Origin of the sequence: Aeromonas sp. R5-1 (genome assembly GCF_040908265.1) — a bacterium.
In the GTDB taxonomy this organism is placed as follows: Bacteria; Pseudomonadota; Gammaproteobacteria; order Enterobacterales; family Aeromonadaceae; genus Aeromonas; species Aeromonas caviae.
In genome coordinates, this window is sequence record NZ_JBFODJ010000128.1 from 104689 (window position 1) to 125111 (window position 20423).

At 61.9% G+C, this 20423-nt stretch carries 19 protein-coding genes and 1 tRNA gene; 9 read left to right on the plus strand and 11 right to left on the minus strand.

Features of this window, described 5'->3' with window-relative positions:
- Positions 1 to 30 precede the first annotated feature (30 nt).
- From AB5Y64_RS18105 to AB5Y64_RS18145, 9 genes are all read right to left on the minus strand, one after another.
- Positions 31 to 107 (minus strand) — tRNA-Pro (locus tag AB5Y64_RS18105).
- Positions 108 to 247: 140 nt separating this feature from the next.
- Positions 248 to 973, minus strand: a complete 726-nt coding sequence (locus tag AB5Y64_RS18110) for an MOSC domain-containing protein (protein ID WP_039039662.1) — start codon at positions 971 to 973, stop codon at positions 248 to 250.
- Between the two features lie 48 nt (positions 974 to 1021).
- Positions 1022 to 1864: an ABC transporter permease subunit gene (locus AB5Y64_RS18115; protein ID WP_010676054.1), complete on the minus strand. Its 843-nt coding sequence runs from the start codon at positions 1862 to 1864 to the stop codon at positions 1022 to 1024.
- A complete protein-coding gene (locus tag AB5Y64_RS18120; protein WP_010676055.1) occupies positions 1861 to 2766 on the minus strand; it encodes an ABC transporter permease subunit in 906 nt (301 codons plus the stop codon). Before AB5Y64_RS18120 ends, AB5Y64_RS18115 begins: the two co-directional genes overlap by 4 nt.
- Positions 2763 to 3917, minus strand: a complete 1155-nt coding sequence (gene potA, locus AB5Y64_RS18125; RefSeq protein ID WP_010676056.1) for a polyamine ABC transporter ATP-binding protein — start codon at positions 3915 to 3917, stop codon at positions 2763 to 2765. The genes AB5Y64_RS18120 and potA overlap by 4 nt, the downstream gene beginning before the upstream one ends.
- A 76-nt stretch (positions 3918 to 3993) precedes the next feature.
- A complete protein-coding gene (locus AB5Y64_RS18130) occupies positions 3994 to 5079 on the minus strand; it encodes a polyamine ABC transporter substrate-binding protein (protein ID WP_029314871.1) in 1086 nt (361 codons plus the stop codon).
- A gap of 117 nt (positions 5080 to 5196) precedes the next feature.
- Positions 5197 to 6294: a polyamine ABC transporter substrate-binding protein gene (locus tag AB5Y64_RS18135; RefSeq protein WP_039039663.1), complete on the minus strand. Its 1098-nt coding sequence runs from the start codon at positions 6292 to 6294 to the stop codon at positions 5197 to 5199.
- A gap of 54 nt (positions 6295 to 6348) precedes the next feature.
- Positions 6349 to 7710 (minus strand): aspartate aminotransferase family protein, encoded by a 1362-nt coding sequence (locus AB5Y64_RS18140; protein WP_039039664.1) that lies wholly within the window; start codon positions 7708 to 7710, stop codon positions 6349 to 6351.
- 291 nt (positions 7711 to 8001) lie between these two features.
- Entirely contained in the window at positions 8002 to 9333 is a 1332-nt protein-coding gene (locus tag AB5Y64_RS18145) for a glutamine synthetase family protein (protein ID WP_010676060.1), read from the minus strand.
- A 462-nt stretch (positions 9334 to 9795) separates the two neighbouring features.
- On the opposite strand from AB5Y64_RS18145, the gene AB5Y64_RS18150 reads away from it, so the two are divergent.
- The 9 genes from AB5Y64_RS18150 to malZ all read left to right on the plus strand — a co-directional run bounded on the left by AB5Y64_RS18150 (position 9796) and on the right by malZ (position 18498).
- Entirely contained in the window at positions 9796 to 10182 is a 387-nt protein-coding gene (locus AB5Y64_RS18150) for a TraR/DksA C4-type zinc finger protein (RefSeq protein WP_010676061.1), read from the plus strand.
- Positions 10183 to 10338: 156 nt separating this feature from the next.
- Positions 10339 to 11199: a hypothetical protein gene (locus AB5Y64_RS18155; RefSeq protein ID WP_010676062.1), complete on the plus strand. Its 861-nt coding sequence runs from the start codon at positions 10339 to 10341 to the stop codon at positions 11197 to 11199.
- A gap of 227 nt (positions 11200 to 11426) precedes the next feature.
- Positions 11427 to 11873, plus strand: a complete 447-nt coding sequence (locus tag AB5Y64_RS18160; RefSeq protein ID WP_039039666.1) for a DUF962 domain-containing protein — start codon at positions 11427 to 11429, stop codon at positions 11871 to 11873.
- Between the two features lie 21 nt (positions 11874 to 11894).
- Positions 11895 to 12374 carry a CreA family protein gene (locus AB5Y64_RS18165; protein WP_039039667.1) on the plus strand — a complete coding sequence of 160 codons (480 nt, stop codon included), beginning with the start codon at positions 11895 to 11897 and terminating at the stop codon, positions 12372 to 12374.
- A 77-nt stretch (positions 12375 to 12451) separates the two neighbouring features.
- Positions 12452 to 13441 (plus strand): 2-hydroxyacid dehydrogenase, encoded by a 990-nt coding sequence (locus AB5Y64_RS18170; protein WP_039039668.1) that lies wholly within the window; start codon positions 12452 to 12454, stop codon positions 13439 to 13441.
- A 104-nt stretch (positions 13442 to 13545) separates the two neighbouring features.
- Positions 13546 to 14907, plus strand: coding sequence for a molecular chaperone (gene yegD / locus AB5Y64_RS18175; RefSeq protein ID WP_039039669.1), 1362 nt, complete (start codon positions 13546 to 13548; stop codon positions 14905 to 14907).
- Between the two features lie 178 nt (positions 14908 to 15085).
- The gene (locus AB5Y64_RS18180; RefSeq protein ID WP_010676067.1) at positions 15086 to 15505 is read left to right on the plus strand and encodes an META domain-containing protein; all 420 of its coding nucleotides are present in this window, start codon (positions 15086 to 15088) and stop codon (positions 15503 to 15505) included.
- 69 nt (positions 15506 to 15574) lie between these two features.
- Positions 15575 to 16423 (plus strand): HDOD domain-containing protein, encoded by an 849-nt coding sequence (locus tag AB5Y64_RS18185; protein WP_039039670.1) that lies wholly within the window; start codon positions 15575 to 15577, stop codon positions 16421 to 16423.
- A 245-nt stretch (positions 16424 to 16668) separates the two neighbouring features.
- A complete protein-coding gene (gene malZ, locus AB5Y64_RS18190) occupies positions 16669 to 18498 on the plus strand; it encodes a maltodextrin glucosidase (protein ID WP_029314873.1) in 1830 nt (609 codons plus the stop codon).
- A gap of 154 nt (positions 18499 to 18652) precedes the next feature.
- Here the strand turns inward: malZ and AB5Y64_RS18195 are convergent, their stop codons facing one another.
- Entirely contained in the window at positions 18653 to 19186 is a 534-nt protein-coding gene (locus AB5Y64_RS18195; protein ID WP_039039671.1) for an ATP--cob(I)alamin adenosyltransferase, read from the minus strand.
- 94 nt (positions 19187 to 19280) lie between these two features.
- A complete protein-coding gene (locus tag AB5Y64_RS18200) occupies positions 19281 to 20402 on the minus strand; it encodes a DUF5610 domain-containing protein (RefSeq protein ID WP_202044785.1) in 1122 nt (373 codons plus the stop codon).
- Positions 20403 to 20423: the final 21 nt, after the last annotated feature.

The window sequence follows — 20423 nt, forward strand, 5'->3', positions numbered from 1 at the left end:
AGGCCGCTCATTGAGCGGCCTTTTCAAATGTGGTCGGTGTGAGAGGATTCGAACCTCCGACCCCTTCGTCCCGAACGAAGTGCGCTACCAAGCTGCGCTACACACCGATGTCTGCGGGGCGAGAATTTACCGAAAGCCCCGACCCGACACAAGCCTTTTTTTGCATTCACTCTAAAAAAATGGCTTTACGCTCAATAATTCAGCGAGTCGCAGCAAAAATCGCCACAAGGTATCTTTCCGCCTGCCTTCAGTCCTGTCGAGGCAACCTGAACTCGGTCGGCCCCAGCAAACGCCGGCTCCAATCCGCCACCACTCCATGTTCCAGCCAATGGGCCGCATGCTGGCGCCAGTTGGGAGAGAGCGCCGGGTTCTCCAGCAGCAGTTGCAGCTCTTCCTCGTTGCGGGCCTGGTTGAACAGGATGTCGGCGGTGCGCTTCACCGTCAGCTCAGGGTAGGGTCTGTCCACCAGTGTCAGCTCCCCCTGCGGATCCACCCTTCCCTCTTCCAGCACCCGCAGCAGCCAGCCACAGCGGCCATTCAGCTGCATCACCTGGGAGAGCTGGCCATAGCCAAAGCGCTGGTTGAGCTTGAAACAGGGGGATCTGGGCTGGCTTATCTGGATCAGCGCCTCCCCAAGTCGATAGACATCGCCGATGCAGGCCTGCGCCTCCGTCAGCCCCGAACCAGAGAGATTCTCGCCAAAGGCGGCAGGCTGCCAGGGTGTGCGTGGTACAGGTAGTCCCAGCGCGGTTTGCCAGGTTTTCCACCAGGCGTAGTGCTCCGCAGGGTAATGGTGCAGGGCCCGATCCGGGCCGCCATGATGGCGTCTGTCGCTCTGCTCATCCCCGCGAAGGCCGAAGAAATCGCACCACAGAGGGGCGTCGGCAGGCTGCTTGTGGATGGCACTGATGAGGCCGGGGGCCTGCTCTGGGTTCAGTTCGGCGCTCTGGCCGATGAAGAGGGAGATCCGCATTCCATTCTCCTGACGGATGGGGGAATGCGGATCTTATCACGGGGCAGGTCAGGCAACTGCCTGCATCTGGGTGGTCATGGCGATCTCGGCGCGACGGCGTTTCTCCGCCCGGGCCATCAGATACCAGCTACCGAAGGTGAACAGGGATACCGACAGCAGGATCAGACTCGCGATGGCGTTGATCTCGGGCTTCACGCCGAGACGCACCGCCGAGAACACTTCCATCGGCAAGGTGGTCGAACCCGGGCCGGAGACGAAGCTCGCCAGCACCAGATCATCCAGCGACAGGGCAAACGACATCATGCCGCCCGCCGCCAGCGACGGGGCGATCATCGGGATGGTGATCAGGAAGAACACCTTCCAGGGCTTGGCTCCCAGGTCCATGGCCGCCTCCTCGATGGAGAGATCCAGCTCCCGCAGCCGCGCCGACACCACGATCGCCACATAGGCGGTACAGAAGGTGGTATGTGCTATCCAGATGGTCAGCATGCCCCGCTCTGCGGGCCAACCCACCAGCTGGGCCATGGCCACGAACAGCAGCAGCAGGGAAAGACCGGTGATCACCTCGGGCATCACCAGCGGCGCCGTCACCATGCCGCCGAACAGGGTCCGGCCACGGAAGTGAGGGATCCGGGTCAGCACGAAGGCCGCCACCGTCCCCAGCGCCACCGCCGCGATGGCGGTGTAGAAGGCGATCTCCAGGGAGCGGAACACGGACCCGATCAACTGTTTGTTGTCGAGCAGGCCGAAGTACCACTTGAGCGACCAGCCTCCCCACACCGTCACCAGCTTGGAGGCGTTGAAGGAGTAGATGACCATGATGATCATGGGCAGGTAGATGAACAGCAGACCCAGCCACAGCATCAGCTTGGCAAAACCGAAACGTCTCATGCCTTGCCCTCCAGCTCTTTGGCCTGGTTGCGGTTGAACAGGATGATGGGAATGATCAGCACCGCCAGCATCACCACCGCCAGGGCGGAGGCCACCGGCCAGTCACGGTTGTTGAAGAACTCCTGCCACAACACCTTGCCGATCATCAGGGTCTCCGGACCACCCAGCATCTCGGGGATGACGAACTCGCCCACCACCGGGATGAAGACCAGCATGCAACCGGCGATGATGCCGTTCTTGGAGAGTGGCACCGTGATCTGCCAGAACCGGGTCAGGTTGCGGGCACCCAGATCGGAGGCCGCCTCCAGCAGGCTCTGGTCGTGCTTGACCAGGTTGGCGTAGAGCGGCAGCACCATGAACGGCAGGTAGGAGTAAACGATGCCGATATAGACCGCCAGGTTGGTATTGAGGATCTGCAGCGGTTCGTCGATCACCCCGATGCCTAGCAGGACACTGTTGAGCAGGCCGTTGTTGCTGAGGATCCCCATCCAGGCGTATACCCGGATCAGGATCGCCGTCCAGGTCGGCATCATGATGAGCAGCAGCAGAACGGTCTGGGTCTCCTTGTTGGCCCGCGAAATGGCGTAAGCCATGGGATAGCCGATCAGCAGGCAGAGCAGGGTGCTGACCAGGGCTATCTTGAGGGACCCCAGATAAGCCGCGATGTAGAGCTCATCCTCCTGCAGCAGCAGGTAGTTGCCCAGGTTGAGCAGTATGGTGAGCTGATTGTCTGCCCAGCTCACCACGTCCGTGTAGGGCGGGATGGCCACGTCCGCTTCGGCGAAGCTGATCTTCACGACGATGATGAAGGGCAGCAGGAAGAAGAGGAACAGCCAGAAGAAGGGGATGCCGATGACCAGCTGCCGCCCTCCCACCTGTTTGAGTCGTCTCAATGCCTTCATGATTGCAGCACCACGCCGCTGTCATCTTCCCAGTAGAGGAACACCTGGTCATCCCAGGTCGGCCGTTTGCCGTGGCGTTCGGCATTGGCGATGAAAGCCTGAACGATTTTGCCCGAGGGCAACTGGATGTGATACACGGAATGGCCGCCCAGATAGGCGATGTCATAAACCTCGCCCTTGGTCCAGTTGAAGTCCGGATGCTCGATCTCTTCCGGCTTTTGCAGGCTCATCAGCAGTTTTTCCGGACGCAGGGCATAGGTGACCTTCTTGTTCTCCGCCCGGGAGCTGATGCCGTGACCCACATAGATGGGCTGCTCCAGATCCGCACAGGCGATGATGGCGTGGTCCTGCTCATCCTCCACCAGCAGGCCGTCAAACAGGTTGACGTTGCCGATGAACTCGCACACCAGCCGGCTGGCCGGGGTTTCGTAGATGTCCATCGGGCTGCCGATCTGCTCGATGCAACCGAGGTGCATGATGGCGATCCGCTCGGCCATGGTCATGGCTTCTTCCTGATCGTGGGTCACCATGACGCAGGTCACGCCGACCCGCTCGATGATCTCGACCAGCTCGAGCTGCATGGTGGAGCGCAGCTTCTTGTCCAGCGCCCCCATGGGCTCGTCCAGCAACAGCAGCTTGGGACGCTTGGCCAGGGAACGGGCCAGGGCCACCCGCTGACGCTGACCACCGGAGAGCTGGTGCGGCTTGCGGCGGGCGTACTGGGTCATCTGCACCAGCTTGAGCATCTCTTCCACCCGGGCATCGATCTCCGCCTTGGGCAGGCCATCCTGCTTGAGGCCGAAGGCGATGTTCTGGGCCACCGTCATGTGGGGGAACAGGGCGTAGGACTGGAACATCATGTTGATGGGGCGTTCATAGGGCGGCATGTCGGTAATGTCGACGCCGTCGAGGAACAGCCGTCCTTCCGTGGGTCGCTCGAACCCGGCCAGCATCCGCAGCAAGGTGGACTTGCCGGAGCCGGACCCACCCAGCAGGGCGAAGATCTCGCCCTTGTGGATGTTGAGAGACACGTTGTCGACCGCCAGCGTTTCGTCGAACTGCTTGCTTACCCTGTCTATTTTGACCAGCACTTCTTTACGCTGCTGGCTGCCCTCGAGGGCTTTCTTGTAGGCACTGGAGGCTATCGCCATTACCAAACTCCCAAAGGTGATTCCGGCCTGGGCCGATCCATCAATACAATCTGGCGCCCCGGGATGGGCGCCAAGGTTAGGTTCCGGATTTGATCTTGGTCCAACTCCGGGTGATCAGGCGCTGCACTGAGCGGGGATGTGCTTCCTGCACATACAGACGCTCAAGCACCGCCTGGGGGGGATAGACTGACTCGTCCTCGCGCACGGCCTTGTCCATGAACTCTCCCGCCTTGATGTTCGGGTTCGCGTAACCCACATAGTCGCTCACCTTGGCGATGACCTGCGGTTCGAGAATGTAGTTGATCAGGGCGTGAGCCTCTTTCACGTTGGTGGCATCGGCCGGGATCGCCATCATGTCGAACCAGAGATTGCCACCCTCCTTGGGGATGCTGTAGGCAATCTTGATCCCCTTGCCCGCCTCCTCGGCCCGGGACGCCGCCTGCAGGATGTCGCCGGAGAACCCGGCCGCCACGCAGATGTTGCCGTTGGCGAGGTCACCAATGTACTTGGAGGAGTGGAAGTAGGCCACATAGGGGCGCACCTTGAGCAGCTGCTCTTCGGCCCGCTTGATGTCCGCCGGCTCATGGCTGTTGGGGTTAAGCCCCAGGTAGTTGAGGGCAGCCGGGATCATCTCATCCGCCGAATCGAGGAAGGCTACGCCGCAATGGGAGAGCTTCTTCATGTTTTCCGGCTCGAAAATGGTCGCCCAGGAGTCAATCTTGTCGACACCCAGTACTTCCTTGATCTTGTCGACGTTGTAACCGATGCCGTTGGTGCCCCAGAGGTAGGGCACGGCGTACTGATGGCCCGGATCCACCTTCTCGAGCTGCTTGAGCAGCAAGGGATCCAGGTTGCTCAGGTTTGGCAGCAGGGTGAGGTCCAGCTTCTGGAAGGCCCCCGCCTTGATCTGCTTGGCCAGGAAATTGTTGGAGGGCACGACCAGATCGTAGCCGGTGCGTCCGGTCAGCAGCTTGCCTTCCAGCGTCTCGTTGGAGTCAAACACGTCGTAGACGGTCTTGATCCCGGTCTTCTGCTGAAAGTCACTGAGGGTGGTCTCGCCGATATAATCGGACCAGTTGTAAAAATGAACCACAGGGGCTGCCTGGGTCAGATTTGCAAACCCCAGGGTCAGGGCCAGCGTTGCCATCTTGGTCATGTGCACTTATCAGTCCTCATTTGTGTGATTTTGCCAGTCGCGCATCCATACGCGCCGTCCAACCTGTCGGGTGGTCACCACCCTCCCGGCCGAACTGCGGACCGGGAGGGGTACTCGTCACTCTTACTTGCCTGACTTGATCTTGGTCCAGCTGCGGGTCATCAGACGCTGCACCTTGGCCGGCAGATCCGGGAAGGTGTAGATCTTCTTGAGGGTATCCGGCGTCGGGTAGATACCCGGGTCGGTACGGATCGCCTCGTCCACCAGCGGCGTGGCCGCCTTGTTGCCGTTCGGGAACTGCACCACGTTGGTGATGTTCGCGATCACGTCCGGCTTCATCAGGTAATTGATGAAGGTGTGGGCCGCCTCGACGTTCTTGGCATCCGCCGGGATGGCGATCATGTCGAAGAAGCTGCCTGCCCCCTCTTTCGGAATGGTGTAAGTCAGGCTGACACCGTTCTTGGCCTCGGCGGCACGCGCCTTGGACTGCTGCAGGTCACCGGAGTAACCCACTGCCACGCACAGGTTGCCGTTGGCCAGATCCGAAATGTACTTGGAGGAGTGGAAATAGGCGGTATAGGGACGGATGGAGAGGAACAGCTCCTCTGCCTTCTTCAGCTCGTCCGGCTTCTGGCTGTCCGGCTTGAAGCCCAGGTATTGCAGGGCGGCCGGCAGCATTTCGGTCGGCGAGTCGAGGAAGGAGACACCGCACTCCTTCAGCTTGGCCATGTTCTCCGGCTTGAACACCAGATCCCAGGAGTCCACCGGGGCATCGGCCCCCAGCACGGCCTTCACCTTCTCGGCGTTGTAGGCATAGCCGATGGTGCCCCACAGGTAAGGGATGGAGTATTGGTTGCCCGGATCGCTCGGTTCGAGCGCCTTGAGCAGGTCGACGTCCAGGTTCTGCCAGTTGGAGAGTTTGGACTTGTCCAGCTTCTGGAAGACACCTGCCTTGATCTGCTTGGCCAGGAAGGGGTTGGACGGTACGACGATGTCATAGCCCGACTTGCCTGCCAGCAACTTGGCTTCCAGCACTTCGTTGCTGTCGAACACGTCGTAGACCACCTTGATGCCCGTCTCCTTCTGGAAGTTTTCCAGCGTATCCGGCGCGATATAGTCGCTCCAGTTGTAGACGTGCAGCACCTTCTCGTCGGCCATCGCCCCGGTACTCATCATGACCAGCGCCACGGAAGCAGCCATCATTCCCTTTTTAAAAGACATAGTCCTTGTCTCCTAAGCAAATTGTATGCGTAAGCCAACCTGCCCGGTTCCCGCCTATTCCCGCAGCTTTGCAGCCGTCAGGTCCAGACTGAGCCTGGCCAGTTTGACCAATTCATCCACCTGTTCCTCGGTGATCACCAAGGGGGGCGATATGATCATGGTATCGCCGACAGCCCTCATCACCAAGCCATTGTTAAAACAGAACTCCCGACAGGTCATCCCGGCATGGAGCTCGGCCGGGAAGCGACGTTTCGTCTGCTTGTCCTGCACTATTTCCAGCGCGGCGACCAGGCCTTTTCCACGGGTTTCCCCCACCAGCGGATGGTCCGCCAGCTCAGCCCAGCGGCGCTGCAAATAGGGGCCGATACTATCATGAACTCGCTTAACTATGCTCTCCCTTTGCATAAGCTGGATGTTGGCAATGGCCACGGCGCAGGCGACAGGATGGCCGGAATAGGTGAAGCCATGGTTGAACTCCCCCCCCTCTTCCACCAGCACCCTGGCTACCCTGTCCCCCACCATCACGGCGCCCATCGGCAGATAGCCGGAGGTAATGCCCTTGGCCAGGCACATGAGGTCCGGTTTGATGCCAAAACCTTCACTGGCAAACCAGTGGCCGGTGCGGCCAAAGCCGCAGATCACCTCGTCGGCGATGAGCAGGATGCCGTAGTGGTCGCAGATGCGCTGGATCTCGGGCCAGTAGCTCTCGGGCGGAATGATGACCCCCCCCGCACCCTGGATAGGCTCGCCGATGAAGGCGGCTACCTTGTCCACCCCCAGTGCCAGGATCTTCTCTTCCAGCTGGCGGGCCCGGGCCAGACCGAACTCGTGGGCGCTCATGCCCTCTCCCTCACCGAAGTGATAGGGCTGGTCGATGTGTACTATGCCGGGAATGGGCAAGCCGCCCTGGGCGTGCATCCCCTTCATGCCGCCCAGACTGGCCCCCGCCACGGTGGAGCCGTGATAGGCATTGTGGCGGCTGATGATCACCTGCTTGTCAGGTTGTCCCTTGCTGGCCCAGTAGTGGCGCACCATGCGCAGCACGGTGTCGTTGCACTCGGAACCCGAGCCGGTGAAGAAGACGTGGTTGAGGTGGGAAGGGGTGATCTCGGCCAGTAGGGTGGCCAGCTCGGCAGCAGGGGGGTGGCTGGTCTGGAAGAAGAGGTTGTAGTAGGGCAGTTGCTGCATCTGGCGAGTGGCGGCATCCACCAGCTCCTGACGGCCGTAGCCCATGTTGACGCACCACAGACCCGCCATCCCGTCCAGAATGCGCTTGCCTTCGGAGTCTTCCAGATAGACGCCTTCGGCCTTGGTGATGATGCGACTGCCCTTCTTGTTCAGGGCCTGAAAATCGGTAAACGGATGCAGATGATGGCTGGCTTCCAGTTGCTGCCACTCACGGGTGGTGTGCTGCATTGCTTGCTCCTCGGTTCCTTCGATTCGGCGAATCTTGTCGCCATTCATGAGGGCTCGGATGGCCTGCCCGGTCACTGCCATTCACGGGGCTGGCACTCTCTTGCCTGCTCGATGCCTTTCCATGGGGCGAACATCGTCGCCAGTTGATTGCAGGTGACGCCCCTCTCCATTGCGGGAGCGGGCCTCACCTTTACTCGGTGCCTTCCGGGTCGCGGGCGCCGCCGCGAGACGGGCCTTCGGCCCCTTGCTTGCGATATGACGGGGAGAGACCTCGCCTCCCCCGGGGACAGATCAGACGTTCAGCAGCAGGAATTCCCGTTCCCAGCGGCTGATCACGCCGAAATAGGTCTCGTACTCCTTGCGTTTGACGGCCACGAAGGCGCGGATGAAACGCTCCCCCAGCATGTCCTTGATGGGTTCACACTGCTCCAGGTGGCTCAGCGATTCCTCCAGCGAGCGGGGCAGGCTGTAGGGCAGGTCATAGGCACTCGCCTTCATCTCCTGCATGGGTTCGAGCTTCTCCAGCATGCCGAGGTAGCCGCAGGCCAGGGTGGCGGCCAGAGCCAGATACGGATTGGCATCGGCCCCGGCGAAGCGGTTCTCGACCCGACGTGCGCTCGGTTCGGAGAAGGGGACCCGCAGGCCGCAGGTGCGGTTTTCCACTCCCCACTGCACGTTGCGCGGCGCACTCTCGCCAAAGGTGAGGCGGCGGTAGGAGTTGACGTTCGGCGCCAGCAGAGCGGTCACTGCCGGGGTGTATTTCTGCAGGCCGGCGATGAAATGCATGAACAGATCGGAGTTGCCCCCTTCGCTGGTACCAAACAGGTTGTTGCCATCCATGTCTTCCAGGCTCTGGTGGATGTGCATGGCGGAACCCGGTTCGTTGCTCATGGGCTTGGCCATGAAGGTGGCATAGATGCCGTGGCGATGGGCGGCCTCGCGCATGGTGCGCTTGAACAGAAACACCTGGTCGGCGAGATCGATGGCATCCCCGTGCAGGAAGTTGATCTCCATCTGGGCGGCGCCGGATTCGTGGATCAGGGTGTCCACCTCAAGCTCCTGGGCCTCGCAGTAGTCGTACATGTCCTCGAAGATGGGGTCGAATTCGTTCACCGCATCGATGCTGAACGACTGGCGGGCCGTTTCCGGGCGGCCGTTGCGGCCCACCGGCGGTACCAGCGGATAGTCGGGATCTTCGTTGCGGGTCACCAGGTAGAACTCCAGCTCCGGCGCCACCACCGGCTTCCAGCCCTGCTTCTCGTAGAATGACAGAACCCGGCGCAGCACGGAGCGGGGAGCGATGTCGATGAGCTTGCCGTTGACGTCAAAGCAGTCGTGGATCACCTGGGCGGTGGGCTCCAGCGCCCAGGGTACGAAACGAATGGTGTTGGGATCGGGATAGAGCTGCATGTCCCGCTCCAGCGGGTCTATCATGCTGTCGTCATCCGGGTACTCGCCGGTCACCGTCTGGGTGAAGATGACCTCGGGCAGCCGCATGCCCCCCTCGCGCAGAAACTTGTTGGCTGGAATGATCTTGCCTCGGGCATTGCCGGTGAAATCCGGAAACAGGCACTCCACTTCCGTGATGCGATTGCTCTCCATCCAGCCCTTGATACTGTCCATGTTAAACCCCGACTTTACGGTTGCCATTGTCAAGGGTGTCTAATATAAGGAACACCCTTGTTAAGAAAATGTAATCGACCACACCATAAAAGCCCGTGATAAAGGCCTTTGTCAAGCAGCGGTGTTTAAAAAACTATAAACAACGGCCTGTATAATGACCAGCGCGGCACCAAATACTAAACACTTTGTGTCACGATCAGCCCATTGCAAGCTCGATGCCAACGGCGGCGGGATCTCGTTCGATACTCAGTCAGACCCTGTCGGAGAAGGCCCATTTCTTTGCAAGGGCGCACACTCCTTATCCAATTTCCTTTGCATGTCTGCATTTTTTTGGTACAAGGCCCGCCCTGATTTGCACTCTCCTGCATGGATTTGGTGCAAAACGGGATACAAGGGCTTGGTCTGACGACAGACAGCCCCCATCAATGGGTAACATTGGGAAACTGACTGGTAGCAAACCGTATGTGTGATTTCATGACAGAAGACCAACTGACCTTCTACAAAGGCCAGATCGAGCGACAAATCCTTGAGCTCGAAGAACGTCTCAACTCCCAGGCCAGCCAGGCTATCGCCACCGATACCAACGAGATGGCGGATGAAATTGACCGTGCCAGTGTCGAGGAGGCCCGTCGCCTGGAGCTGAACCGCATCGAGCACGACAAGTTGCACCTGCGCAAGCTGAAAGGGGCGTTGAAGCGGATCAATGAAGGGGATTTCGGCTATTGCGAATCCTGTGGCGACGAGATCTCTCTCAAGCGGCTGCAGGCCCGTCCCGAATCCCGCTTCTGTGTTGAATGCCAGAGCACCAAGGAATTCAACGACACTCACGTGTTCCGTCGCGTCGCCTGATGCGGCGAACAAGCCCGGCATCGGTACGAGCCGGGCACAGGGCAGGCCATGCCCGAAGATGACGCGGCCGGGTGATCCCCGGCCCCTTTCACAGCAAGAGCGTGACAACTTCTGTTAGACTCCGGGCAAGTCCCGGATCCTACAGGAGATCAAAGCGTGAAATGGCTCATCAGGCTGTGCTTGTGCCTGCCATTGCTGGCACAAGCACAGACGCTCACCGTCAAGGTCCCCAGCCGACCGATCAACGATCTCGACAACGAATACCAGCTCAAGCTGCTGGAACTGGCGCTCAACCACGCCGGGCAGCCCTACAAGCTGGAGCGGGTCGACCTCAATCTCAACCAGTACAGCCTCCAGCAGGCGCTTGCCAAGGGCAAGGTCATCAATGTGTTCTGGATGGGTACCTCCAGCGCGCTGGAATCCTCCCTCACCGCAGTACCAATCCCGCTGTTTCGTGGCCTGGAAGGGCTGCGCCTCTCCTTCATCCACGCCGATGCCCAGGAGCGGTTCAACCAGATCAACACCCTGGCAGACCTCAAGAAACTGAAAGCAGCACAGGGGGTGGGCTGGGCCGACAACAAGATCCTGGAACTGGCAGGCATTCCCACCTATGCCGGGCGCTACAGCAACCTGTTTCGCCTGATGAATGACGGCGACAAGCTGGACTTCTTCCCCCGTGGCCTGGTGGAAATCTTCGCCGAACGCAGCGAGCTGGCGGCACAATATCCCAACCTGGTGATCGATCAGCACCTGCTGATCCGCTACCCCTTCGCCGAGTTCTTCTTCGTCAGCCCGGAGTCGCCGAAGCTGGCCAAGGCGATCCAGACCGGCCTCGAGCGTGCCTATGCCGACGGCAGCTTCATGGCGTTCTTTCGGGAGAACCCCAAGATCCGCGAGGCCCTGGCCAGCGCCAATCTGGAGCAGAGAGTCACCATCGCCCTGCCCAATCCCGACATGACCCCCTTGCTCAAAAGCATTCCGGCCCAATATTGGGAATATCCACCGTCGCAGGAGTAAACGGACACGATATCCGGCGTTGAGAATATCCACCGCTGCGAGCATGAACGGACACGGTATCCCGGCATTGGGAATATCCGCCGCCGGGAGCATGAACGGACACGGTATCCCGGCATTGGGAATATCCGCCGCCGGGAGCGTGATCAGCCGCGGCTCATCCCATCCGGTGGGCAGACGCACAGGAACGCGAGGTCGCCCGGCCTCAATACGCGCACCAGGGAGGTGCCATGAAACGACTGGATGACTGGTTTCGCGACTATGGCCAGAGCCATCAACACCCCGTCAATGTGGCCATCCACAAGGTGGCGGTGCCAGGCATCTACCTCTGCATCCTGGCACTGCTCTGGTGCCTGCCCGCCGGTCCCCTGCCAGCGTCCTTCAACTGGGCGGGGCTGGCGGCCATCCCGGTGCTGGTCTTCTACCTGCGGCTGTCGTTGACGATCTTTACGGGGATGACGGCCCTGACCGCCCTGGGACTGGCCTTCTGCCACGTCTGGCAGGGGCCGCTGCTGTGGCCTGCCCTCATCGGGTTCGTGCTGTTCTGGATAGCCCAGTTCGTCGGTCACCATATCGAGGGGAAACGCCCCTCCTTTCTCACCGACCTGCAATTTCTGCTGGTAGGCCCCGCCTGGGTGCTGGCCAGCCTCTATCGTCGTTTGGGCATCCCTTTCTGAGGGAGGCCAACAGGAGAGACCATGAGACATCTTCAGACCCTTGCTCGCCCCCTGCCCCTGCTGCTGGGGGCACTGATGGCCGGCCCGGTGCTGGCCGACAAGGCCGATCCCGTCGGCGAGGTGAGCACCGCTTTCAAGCTGCTCGGCCCCAACCACAAGATCCTGGTGGAGGCGTTCGACGACCCGAAAATCGCCGGTGTCGCCTGCTATCTGGCCCGCCCCAAGACCGGCGGCGTCAAGGGTGGCCTTGGGCTGGCGGAAGATCCCTCCCACGCCTCCCTCTCCTGCCACCAGATCGGCCCCATCACCCTGCCCGCCAGGCTGAAGGCGGGGGAAGAGGTGTTTGATGTCAGCACCTCGCTGGTGTTCAAGGAGCAGAAGGTGGTGCGTTTTTACGACGAGAAGCGCAATGCCCTTGTCTATCTGACTTACAGCACCAAGTTGGTGGATGGTTCGTACAAGAGTGCGGTCAGTGCCGTCCCCATCATGCCCTGGGGTTGAAACAGCACCACTTATCCCGTGATGACGGTCACTATTTGTTGTAATTTAACCACATCATTATCTACGGAGAGCGCACCATGAGAGTCGCCGTTTTCAGTACCAAGAGCTACGACAAGGAACATTTCCACCAGGCCAACGGCCAGTACGGTTTCGATCTGGAGTTCTTCGACGTGCGGCTGGAGGCCAAGACGGCCCGTCTCGCCCACGGCTTCCCCGTGGTCTGCCTGTTCGTCAACGATGATGCCGACCGCGAAGTGCTGACCGAGCTGGCGCAGTACGGCACCAGGGTCATCGCCCTGCGCTGCGCCGGTTACAACAACGTGGATCTGGCCGCCGCCAAGGAGCTGGGACTCAAGGTGGTGCGGGTGCCTGCCTACTCCCCCGAGGCCGTTGCCGAACATGCGGTGGGCCTGATGATGACCCTCAACCGACGCATCCATAAGGCGTATCAGCGCACCCGGGACGCCAACTTCTCCCTGGAGGGGCTGGTGGGCTTCAACATGCATGGCCGTACCGCCGGCATCATAGGCACCGGCAAGATCGGCATCGCCACCTTGCGCATCCTCAAGGGGTTCGGCATGCGCCTGCTGGTGAGCGATCCCTATCCGAACCAGGCGGCCATCGATCTGGGCGCCGAGTACGTGGATCTCGACACCCTATTCCGTCAGTCCGATGTCATCAGCCTGCACTGCCCCCTGTTCAAGGAGAACTATCACCTGCTGAACAAGGAGGCCTTCGCCAAGATGAAGGACGGGGTGATGATCATCAACACCAGCCGGGGCGGCCTGCTCGACTCCAACGCCGCCATCGAGGCCCTCAAGACCTCCCGCATCGGCGCCCTGGGGCTGGACGTCTACGAGGAGGAGGAAGACCTCTTCTTCGAGGACAAGTCCAACGAGGTGATCACCGACGACGTCTTCCGCCGCCTGTCTGCCTGCCACAACGTGCTGTTCACCGGTCACCAGGCCTTCCTGACCCGGGAGGCGCTGCACGCCATCGCCGACACCACCCTCAGCAACATCCAGGCCATCGAGAGCCAGGGCCGCTCTGACAACGAAGTGGAGTGATCCCTGAGACGTTGTCGCCACGCCATTGATCCCGCCGCCGGGTTGTGAGACCCGGCGGCATCGGGTAGGCTACCAGCCCTTTTTTGTACAGGAGTCTGGCCAGCATGTTCATCGGATTTGATTACGGTACCTCCAACTGTGCCGTCGCCGTGATGGAACAGGGCAGCCCCAGGCTGCTGACCCTCTCCGGTTCCCATTACCTTCCCTCCACCCTGCACGCCCCCCACCGGGACGCCATCGCCGGCCTCCTGGCCGAAGGCCTGGCCCCCGTCCAGCAGAGCGAATACCTCAAGCTGCGCGGTCCCGTGGTGACCCGGGCCCAGGCGGTGCGCCGCCAAATGCGCGAAGAGGGACTCATCGACGAGCTGAGCTTCGGCGGTGCGGCGCTGGCGCGCTATCTGGAAGAGCCGGACGAGGGCTACTACATCAAGTCCCCCAAATCCTTTCTCGGGGCCTATGGCCTCAAGGCTCCCCAGATCGCCCTGTTCGAGGACATCGTCTGCGCCATGATGCTGCACGTGCGCCGGGAGGCGGAGCAGCAGACGGGCAGCACCATCCGCCAGGCGGTGATCGGCCGACCGGTCAACTTCCAGGGACTGGCGGGGGAAGAGAGCAACCGCCAGGCCATCGCCATCCTGAGGGAGGCGGCACGCCTCGCCGGGTTCGAGCGGGTGGAGTTCCTCTATGAGCCGGTGGCCGCCGGCTTCGAGTTCGAAGCGCGCCTCACCGAGGATGCGGTTGTGCTGGTGGTGGACATCGGGGGCGGGACCACCGACTGCTCCGTGCTGCGCATGGGCCCGAGCCACCGTGACCAGCTGGATCGCAGCGGCGATCTGCTCGGTCACAGCGGCCAGCGCATCGGGGGCAACGACTTCGACATCCGCCTGACCGTGGAGGGCATGATGCCGCTGCTCGGCATGCACGAGACCCTCAAGACCGGCAAGCCGCTGCCCCATCCCCTGTTCTGGGACGCCGCCGCCATCAATGACGTCAGTGCCCAGAGCCGTTTCTACAGCCTGGATACCGCCCGCCAGTTGCAGGATCTCCAGCTCGACAGCCAGCCGGGCAGCAAGCTCCCGCGCCTCGCCAGCCTGCGGGCTCACAAGCTGAGCCATCAACTGGTGTGGCGCGCCGAGCAGGGCAAGATCGCCCTCTCCGACCACGAGCACAATCACCAGACCCTGAACGAGCTGGAAAAAGGGCTGGAGGCGGCACTCACCCGCCCCCAGCTGGCCAGTGCTTCCGCCCCCTTGCTGGAGAAGATTGGCGAGCTGATGGACGAGGCTATCCTGGCGGCAGGCGTGCAGCCTGACCGGGTCTTCGTCACCGGCGGCAGTGCCCGCTCCCCCCTCATCAAGGCCTTCATCCAGCAGAAACTGCCCAAGGTACCGCTGGAGGGGGGTGATGACTTCGGTTCGGTGGCCTCGGGCCTCGCCCGCTATGCCGAGCGCCTGTTTGCGGACTGAGACGGCCAGGGGAGCCATGGGCAACCGGTAGACAGGTTCGCTCGGGGCGGGTGTTGCCATTTGCCGACACCCCCTCTTCCCCCGGGGCGACAGAAGCGGTCGGGCTCCTCCCCCCTCGCCCTGCCGCCCGGGCCCGGGGACGGGTATGCTTGTCATACCCACCACCGGAGCCCCTTCAATGCCCAGATACCTGCTACTGCTGCTCGCCCTGCTTCTGCTCAGCGCCTGCAGCAGTGCTCCCCGCTTTGCCTCGCAAGATCTGCAACACCATCACTGGGTGCTCGATCGGCTGGATGGCCAGGCCATCGCCAGCCGCCGCAGCAATCCCCCCGACATCGAGATCGGTGAACACTTCACCGTCAACGGCATCGCCGGTTGCAACCGCTACTTCGGCCAGGGTCACCTCAAGGGGAACAAGCTCTGGGTCACCAGCCTCGGCAGCACCGCCATGGCCTGCCCCCCCGAACTCGATCTGATAGAGCAGGCCGTGCTCGCCACCCTGACGGAGGGGGCAACACTGAGCGGTTCCACCCAGACCCTGATCCTCCAGGGAAAACGGCACCGTTTGGAATACAGACTGCAAGACTGGGTGTACTAGGGCTCACAAAACCGCTCGCCAGCAGGAACAACTGGCCAGGCTGTGGCACAATATGAGGCATTGTTAGCAATGGAGGCTGCCTCAGCCATGTCGATGGATCGCCTGTTTGGCAAGATCAAGCAACTGCCCACAATTCCGAAACTGCTGCACGAGCTGATGCAGAGTTTCAACGACGAGAATGCCCGCATCGACGAGATCGCGGCCAAGATCGCCATGGACCAGGTGATCAGCGTCAAGGTACTGCGGATGGCCAACTCCGCCGCCCTGCGCCGTGGCAATGAAATCACCTCCATCGAACAGGCGGTGATCCGCCTCGGTTTCAACCGCCTGCGCTCCGTGGTGGTCGCCTCCGGCATCATCAGCAGCTTCAAGGCCCCCCCCGGCTTTGACAAGCTCCACTTCTGGACCCAGACCTTCCAGGTCGCCACCATTGCCCGCACCCTGGCACAGCAGACCACCTCGGTGGATCCCGAAACCGCCTTCACCTGCGCCCTCATTCACAACATTGGCGAGCTGCTGATCCAGAGCACCCTGCCGGAAGAGGCGGGGCTCATCAATCTGGCCATCGAGAAAGGCAGCAGCCGGGTCGATGCCCAGCGGGAGATGCTGGGTTACGACTATGCCCAGCTCGGCGCAGAGCTGGCGCGGCGCTGGAACCTGTCGCCCGCCTTCGTGGATGCCATCGCCCAGCAGCTCGACCCCCTCTCCCACGATCCGGTCAGCAAGGAGGCCGTGCTCATCCGGCTCGCCGTCTTCGTCTCCTTCGCCTGGCAGGCCGGCGTACCGGCACAGGCCATCATCGCCCGTTTCCCCAGAACCCTGGCTGACCAGCTGGGGCTGGATCCCGCCAGCCTGGCGGATCAGCTGGAGCAGCTGCACGAACAGGGCAACGCCCTGGCCGATTTGCTGACCCAGTAGATGTACAACGGCCGATCAGCAGGAGCCGGATCCCCGTCTCATTCTGGCGGATCAGCTCGAACAGCTGCACGAACAAAGCAATGCCCTGGCCGATTTGCTGACCCAATAGCGTCACGGCAGACCGCCCAGCCAAGCCGGAAGCACCGTCTCATTCTGGCCGGTCGTCACATACACACGCCCATGGACGGGATAAGATGGCCTGCGCCCATCCCCCATTCCTGAGCCCCTCTGACACAGTAGATACCATGACCCATCCCTTCCTGTTTCACCCCCAGGCGGCACCCTGGTTCAAAGAGAGTGCCGACACCCTGCAGCTCACCCTGTTCAGCGAGCTGGACGCCCCCATCCGCGAGGTGTGGCTGCGCCACGAGCCGGACAACGAGGAGTATCTGGTCGCCATGACGCCGGTCGCCACCCGGGACAGGCTTCAGGTCTGGCAGGTCGAACTGCCGCTGGCCAGGGGGCAGGAGATCCACCTCTACTGCTTCAAGTGCCTCACCGACGAGGAGCAGTGGTGGCTGCACGGGGCAGGCGTCAGCGCCGCCATGCCGCCGCGGGAGCAGCATTTCCGCTTCAACAGCCATCACCAGCCCCCGGCCTGGGTGCAGGATCAGGTGTTCTACCAGATCTTCCCCGACCGCTTCTGCAACGGCGACCCGTCGCTGAGCGTCAAGCATCACGAGTACGAGTACAGGGGCAAGGCGGTCATCAGCAAGGCCTGGGGCGAGCCGGTCAGCCGCCACGAAGAGGGGCACGGCGCCTGTGAATTCTACGGCGGGGATCTGGCGGGCATCGACGCCAAGCTGCACTACCTGCAATCCCTGGGGGTGACGGCGCTCTACCTCAACCCCATCTTCGATTCGCCGAGCAACCACAAGTACGACACCCAGGACTACTTCAAGGTGGATGCGCACCTCGGTACCAATGCCCAGTTTGCCGAGCTGACCCGCAACCTGCACCAGCGCGGCATGAGGATCATCCTGGATGCGGTGGTCAACCACACCTCCACCGAGCACCCCTGGTTCTGCCCGCCGCTGGGCGCCCAGAGCAACCCAGACTCCCCCTGGCGCAGCTTCTACACCTTCGATCAGGAAGGGGATTATGTTAGCTGGAAAGGGATCCGCAGCCTTCCCAAGCTGGATTTCTCAAGTGAACAGGTGCAGGACGCCGTTTATCGGGCAGACAACGCCATTCTGCGCTACTGGATGCGCGCCCCCTACCAGATCGATGGCTGGCGCTTTGACGTCATCCACATGCTGGGGGAGCGGGGCACTGCCGAGGGCAATCGCGGCCATGTGCGCGCCATTCGCGGCGCGGTGAAGCAGGAGAATCCGGACGCCTACGTGCTGGGCGAGCACTTCTTCGAAGCGAGCCAGTGGCTGCAGGGGGATCAGGAGGACGGCGCCATGAACTACTACGGCTTCGCCCACCCCATCCGCGCCTTCCTGGCGGGGCAGGACATCGCCTATCATCCCATCAAGATCAGCGCCACCGAGCTGGATCACTGGCTCAAGCTGGCGCGGGCCCATATTCCGTTCAAGAACCAGCTGGCCCAGTTCAACCTGCTGGACAGCCACGACACCGCCCGCTTCCTGCATCTGCTGGGGGAAGACAAGCAGCGGATGCGACTCGCCGCCACCCTGCTCATCACCTACATCGGCGTGCCCTCCATCTACTACGGCGACGAGGTGGGGCTCTCCGGCGGCAACGACCCGGACTGCCGCCGCTGCTTCCCCTGGGATACCACCGACTGGGATCACGTGCTGCACGACCACTATCGCCGCCTGATCCAGCTGCGCCGCCAGCGCCCGGCCCTGCGGCGGGGAGACATCCAGACCCTCTACGCCGGCCCTCACAGCTATGTGTTCGCCCGTACCCTGCAAAGTGATCAGGTGGTGGTCGCCTGCAACCGCCACCCCACGGAGCCGCGCACCATCAGCCTGCCCCTGTGGCAGACCGCCAGCCCCGCCAGCCGCTTCACCGACGCCTTCAACGGCGACAAGTTCGAGGTGGTGCAGGGGGAGGTGCAGCTCACCATCCCGGCCAACTCGGCCAGGGTACTGCTGTCGAGCTAGGGATAGCGGCAATAGAAAACCGGCGCTCGGGGCGCCGGTTTTTTTATGCCTGCATCCCCCGAAGTGGCGGATGCTGCCTCATCGCTGTTTTTCGATCCGATAACCCTACGCCGCCATGTGTGATGCGACGAATGCATCAAACATCATCTCTTCATCAGTAGTTGATGCTGACATAGGGGACTTCGGTCACATCCCACGCCTGCTTGAGGTAGACGGTGAGCACGAAGAAGAAGTTGGCCAGCAGATTGGCGAAGCGATAGAGGATGGGATCGAAGCGCACGCCGCTCTCTTCCAGGCGTACCAGCAGACGCACCACCTTCTTGCTGCCACAGCGGCACAGGTGCAGGGTGGGAATGGGCTGGGGCCCCTGGGGCAGCACGAAGCCGGTCACCCGGCCGCGACTCGCCTCGTTGTAGTGATCGTACCGTCCCTTCAGCCAGTCCAGATCCTCCTCGAAGATGCCGAGCCGTCCCCGCACCGAGCCGTTGAGGTTGTAGATGAGCCGCTGCAGGGTCGCCAGATCCGCCATCACGGGCTGGGTATCCTCATCCGGCATCAGATGAGAGAGCACGGCCCCCACCTGGCAGCAGAGCTCGTCGGTGGCGATCTCGTAGTCGCACTGGAACTGGGTTTCGAAGATGAAGGGGTAGCAGAGCTCGCGCTTGTCTCTTGGCTTCTTGGGGTTCATGGCATCGCCGGGCTGGGGAAAAGGGCAGTGTGCCAGCCCGGGGACGGGCTGGCAAACACCCCGCCCCCGCCAGCATCACGGGGGCGTCGCCAGACTAGCCGGTCGCCATCTGCTGGCCGAGCAGCCTCATGGCTTCCAGCATCCGCTGGTTGAAGCCCATGAAGCCTGCCCCCTGGGTCGCCCCGTCCTGACCCCGCGCCGCCAGCACGGTGGGCGTCAGCGCCTCCTGCTGGGAAGGGGGCAACAGGGCGTCGGCCTGCTGCTGCAACCGGCTGAGCCTCGGCAGGTAGTCCGCCAGGGGCTTGAGGCTCTCCTGCAGGGAACTGGCCCCCTGGTAGGTCTGACTCAACTTGGCCGATTGCTTGAGCTTGAGGGAGTAGGAGACCAGCTGGCTGTCATCCAGTTGCAGCCCGTTCAGCCCGTCCGCCAGGGTCTTGCCGTCGCCCCCCTTGAAGAACTGCCCGGCCAGCTCGTCCAGCCCCTTGACCAGGGTGCCGATGGCATCCATCTCGGCACTGTCGAGATCCCCCTCCAGGGAGAAGTCGAAGCTCTGGCTCGACTTGAGGCTGAACTGGCTGCCACCCCCGTCGCTCTGGGACTTGAACTGCCAGCTGTCGCTGAAGCGCAGCATCACCTTGTCCCCGTCCCGGGTCTCGATCTCGAGGAGGGCCTGCTGGCGGCTGGCCATTCTGGCATCCCCCAGATCCGTGGTCGACACCTTGCCGAAGAACTCCTTCTCGAACTCGTCGAGCCCCTTCTGGATCAGCTTGTAGCTCTGATCCATGCCGGTCTTGATGTCCTCGTTGTCCGCCCAGTCACCGAGCAGCTTCCTGGCGTCACCGAAGCCCTTGTCCACCCCCTTGCGGGCCTGCTCCATCATCTTGGTCAGGTCGTCGTCGGACTTGCCGTCGGCACGGGCCGCGCCTATCCGCCCGGTGACGAACTGCAACACGTTGTCCGCCACCGACTGGAAATCGAACAGGGTCTCCGGAGTGATCTCCTGGGGCTCCTGCACCTTGGGTGCCTTGTAGCCCTGGCCGTTGATCTCCAGCGCAAATTGCAGCGCCTGCTGGATCAGCACCTGGGCCCATTTCGGGGGCTTGTTCAGGGAGACCTCATCCCCCTTGTCCGCCGTTTTCGACTCCGTCTGTTGAGGCGATTTGGGAGCAATGCCCACTCCCTTGGGTTGGGCTGTGCCCATGCCATCAATTTGCATCATTACTCTCCCGCCTATAGT

Excerpts from the sequence above, each read along its gene's own strand:
- malZ (WP_029314873.1), top strand. The coding sequence starts at position 16,669 with ATGACCCATCCCTTCCTGTTTCACCCCCAGGCGGCACCCTGGTTCAAA.
- AB5Y64_RS18165 (WP_039039667.1), top strand. The coding sequence starts at position 11,895 with ATGAGACATCTTCAGACCCTTGCTCGCCCCCTGCCCCTGCTGCTGGGG.
- AB5Y64_RS18135 (WP_039039663.1), bottom strand. The coding sequence starts at position 6,294 with ATGTCTTTTAAAAAGGGAATGATGGCTGCTTCCGTGGCGCTGGTCATG.
- AB5Y64_RS18185 (WP_039039670.1), top strand. The coding sequence starts at position 15,575 with ATGGAGGCTGCCTCAGCCATGTCGATGGATCGCCTGTTTGGCAAGATC.
- AB5Y64_RS18150 (WP_010676061.1), top strand. The coding sequence starts at position 9,796 with ATGTGTGATTTCATGACAGAAGACCAACTGACCTTCTACAAAGGCCAG.
- AB5Y64_RS18115 (WP_010676054.1), bottom strand. The coding sequence starts at position 1,864 with ATGAGACGTTTCGGTTTTGCCAAGCTGATGCTGTGGCTGGGTCTGCTG.
- AB5Y64_RS18180 (WP_010676067.1), top strand. The coding sequence starts at position 15,086 with ATGCCCAGATACCTGCTACTGCTGCTCGCCCTGCTTCTGCTCAGCGCC.
- AB5Y64_RS18120 (WP_010676055.1), bottom strand. The coding sequence starts at position 2,766 with ATGAAGGCATTGAGACGACTCAAACAGGTGGGAGGGCGGCAGCTGGTC.
- potA (WP_010676056.1), bottom strand. The coding sequence starts at position 3,917 with ATGGCGATAGCCTCCAGTGCCTACAAGAAAGCCCTCGAGGGCAGCCAG.
- AB5Y64_RS18200 (WP_202044785.1), bottom strand. The coding sequence starts at position 20,402 with ATGCAAATTGATGGCATGGGCACAGCCCAACCCAAGGGAGTGGGCATT.
- AB5Y64_RS18160 (WP_039039666.1), top strand. The coding sequence starts at position 11,427 with ATGAAACGACTGGATGACTGGTTTCGCGACTATGGCCAGAGCCATCAA.
- AB5Y64_RS18170 (WP_039039668.1), top strand. The coding sequence starts at position 12,452 with ATGAGAGTCGCCGTTTTCAGTACCAAGAGCTACGACAAGGAACATTTC.
- AB5Y64_RS18195 (WP_039039671.1), bottom strand. The coding sequence starts at position 19,186 with ATGAACCCCAAGAAGCCAAGAGACAAGCGCGAGCTCTGCTACCCCTTC.
- AB5Y64_RS18145 (WP_010676060.1), bottom strand. The coding sequence starts at position 9,333 with ATGGACAGTATCAAGGGCTGGATGGAGAGCAATCGCATCACGGAAGTG.
- yegD (WP_039039669.1), top strand. The coding sequence starts at position 13,546 with ATGTTCATCGGATTTGATTACGGTACCTCCAACTGTGCCGTCGCCGTG.
- AB5Y64_RS18140 (WP_039039664.1), bottom strand. The coding sequence starts at position 7,710 with ATGCAGCACACCACCCGTGAGTGGCAGCAACTGGAAGCCAGCCATCAT.
- AB5Y64_RS18110 (WP_039039662.1), bottom strand. The coding sequence starts at position 973 with ATGCGGATCTCCCTCTTCATCGGCCAGAGCGCCGAACTGAACCCAGAG.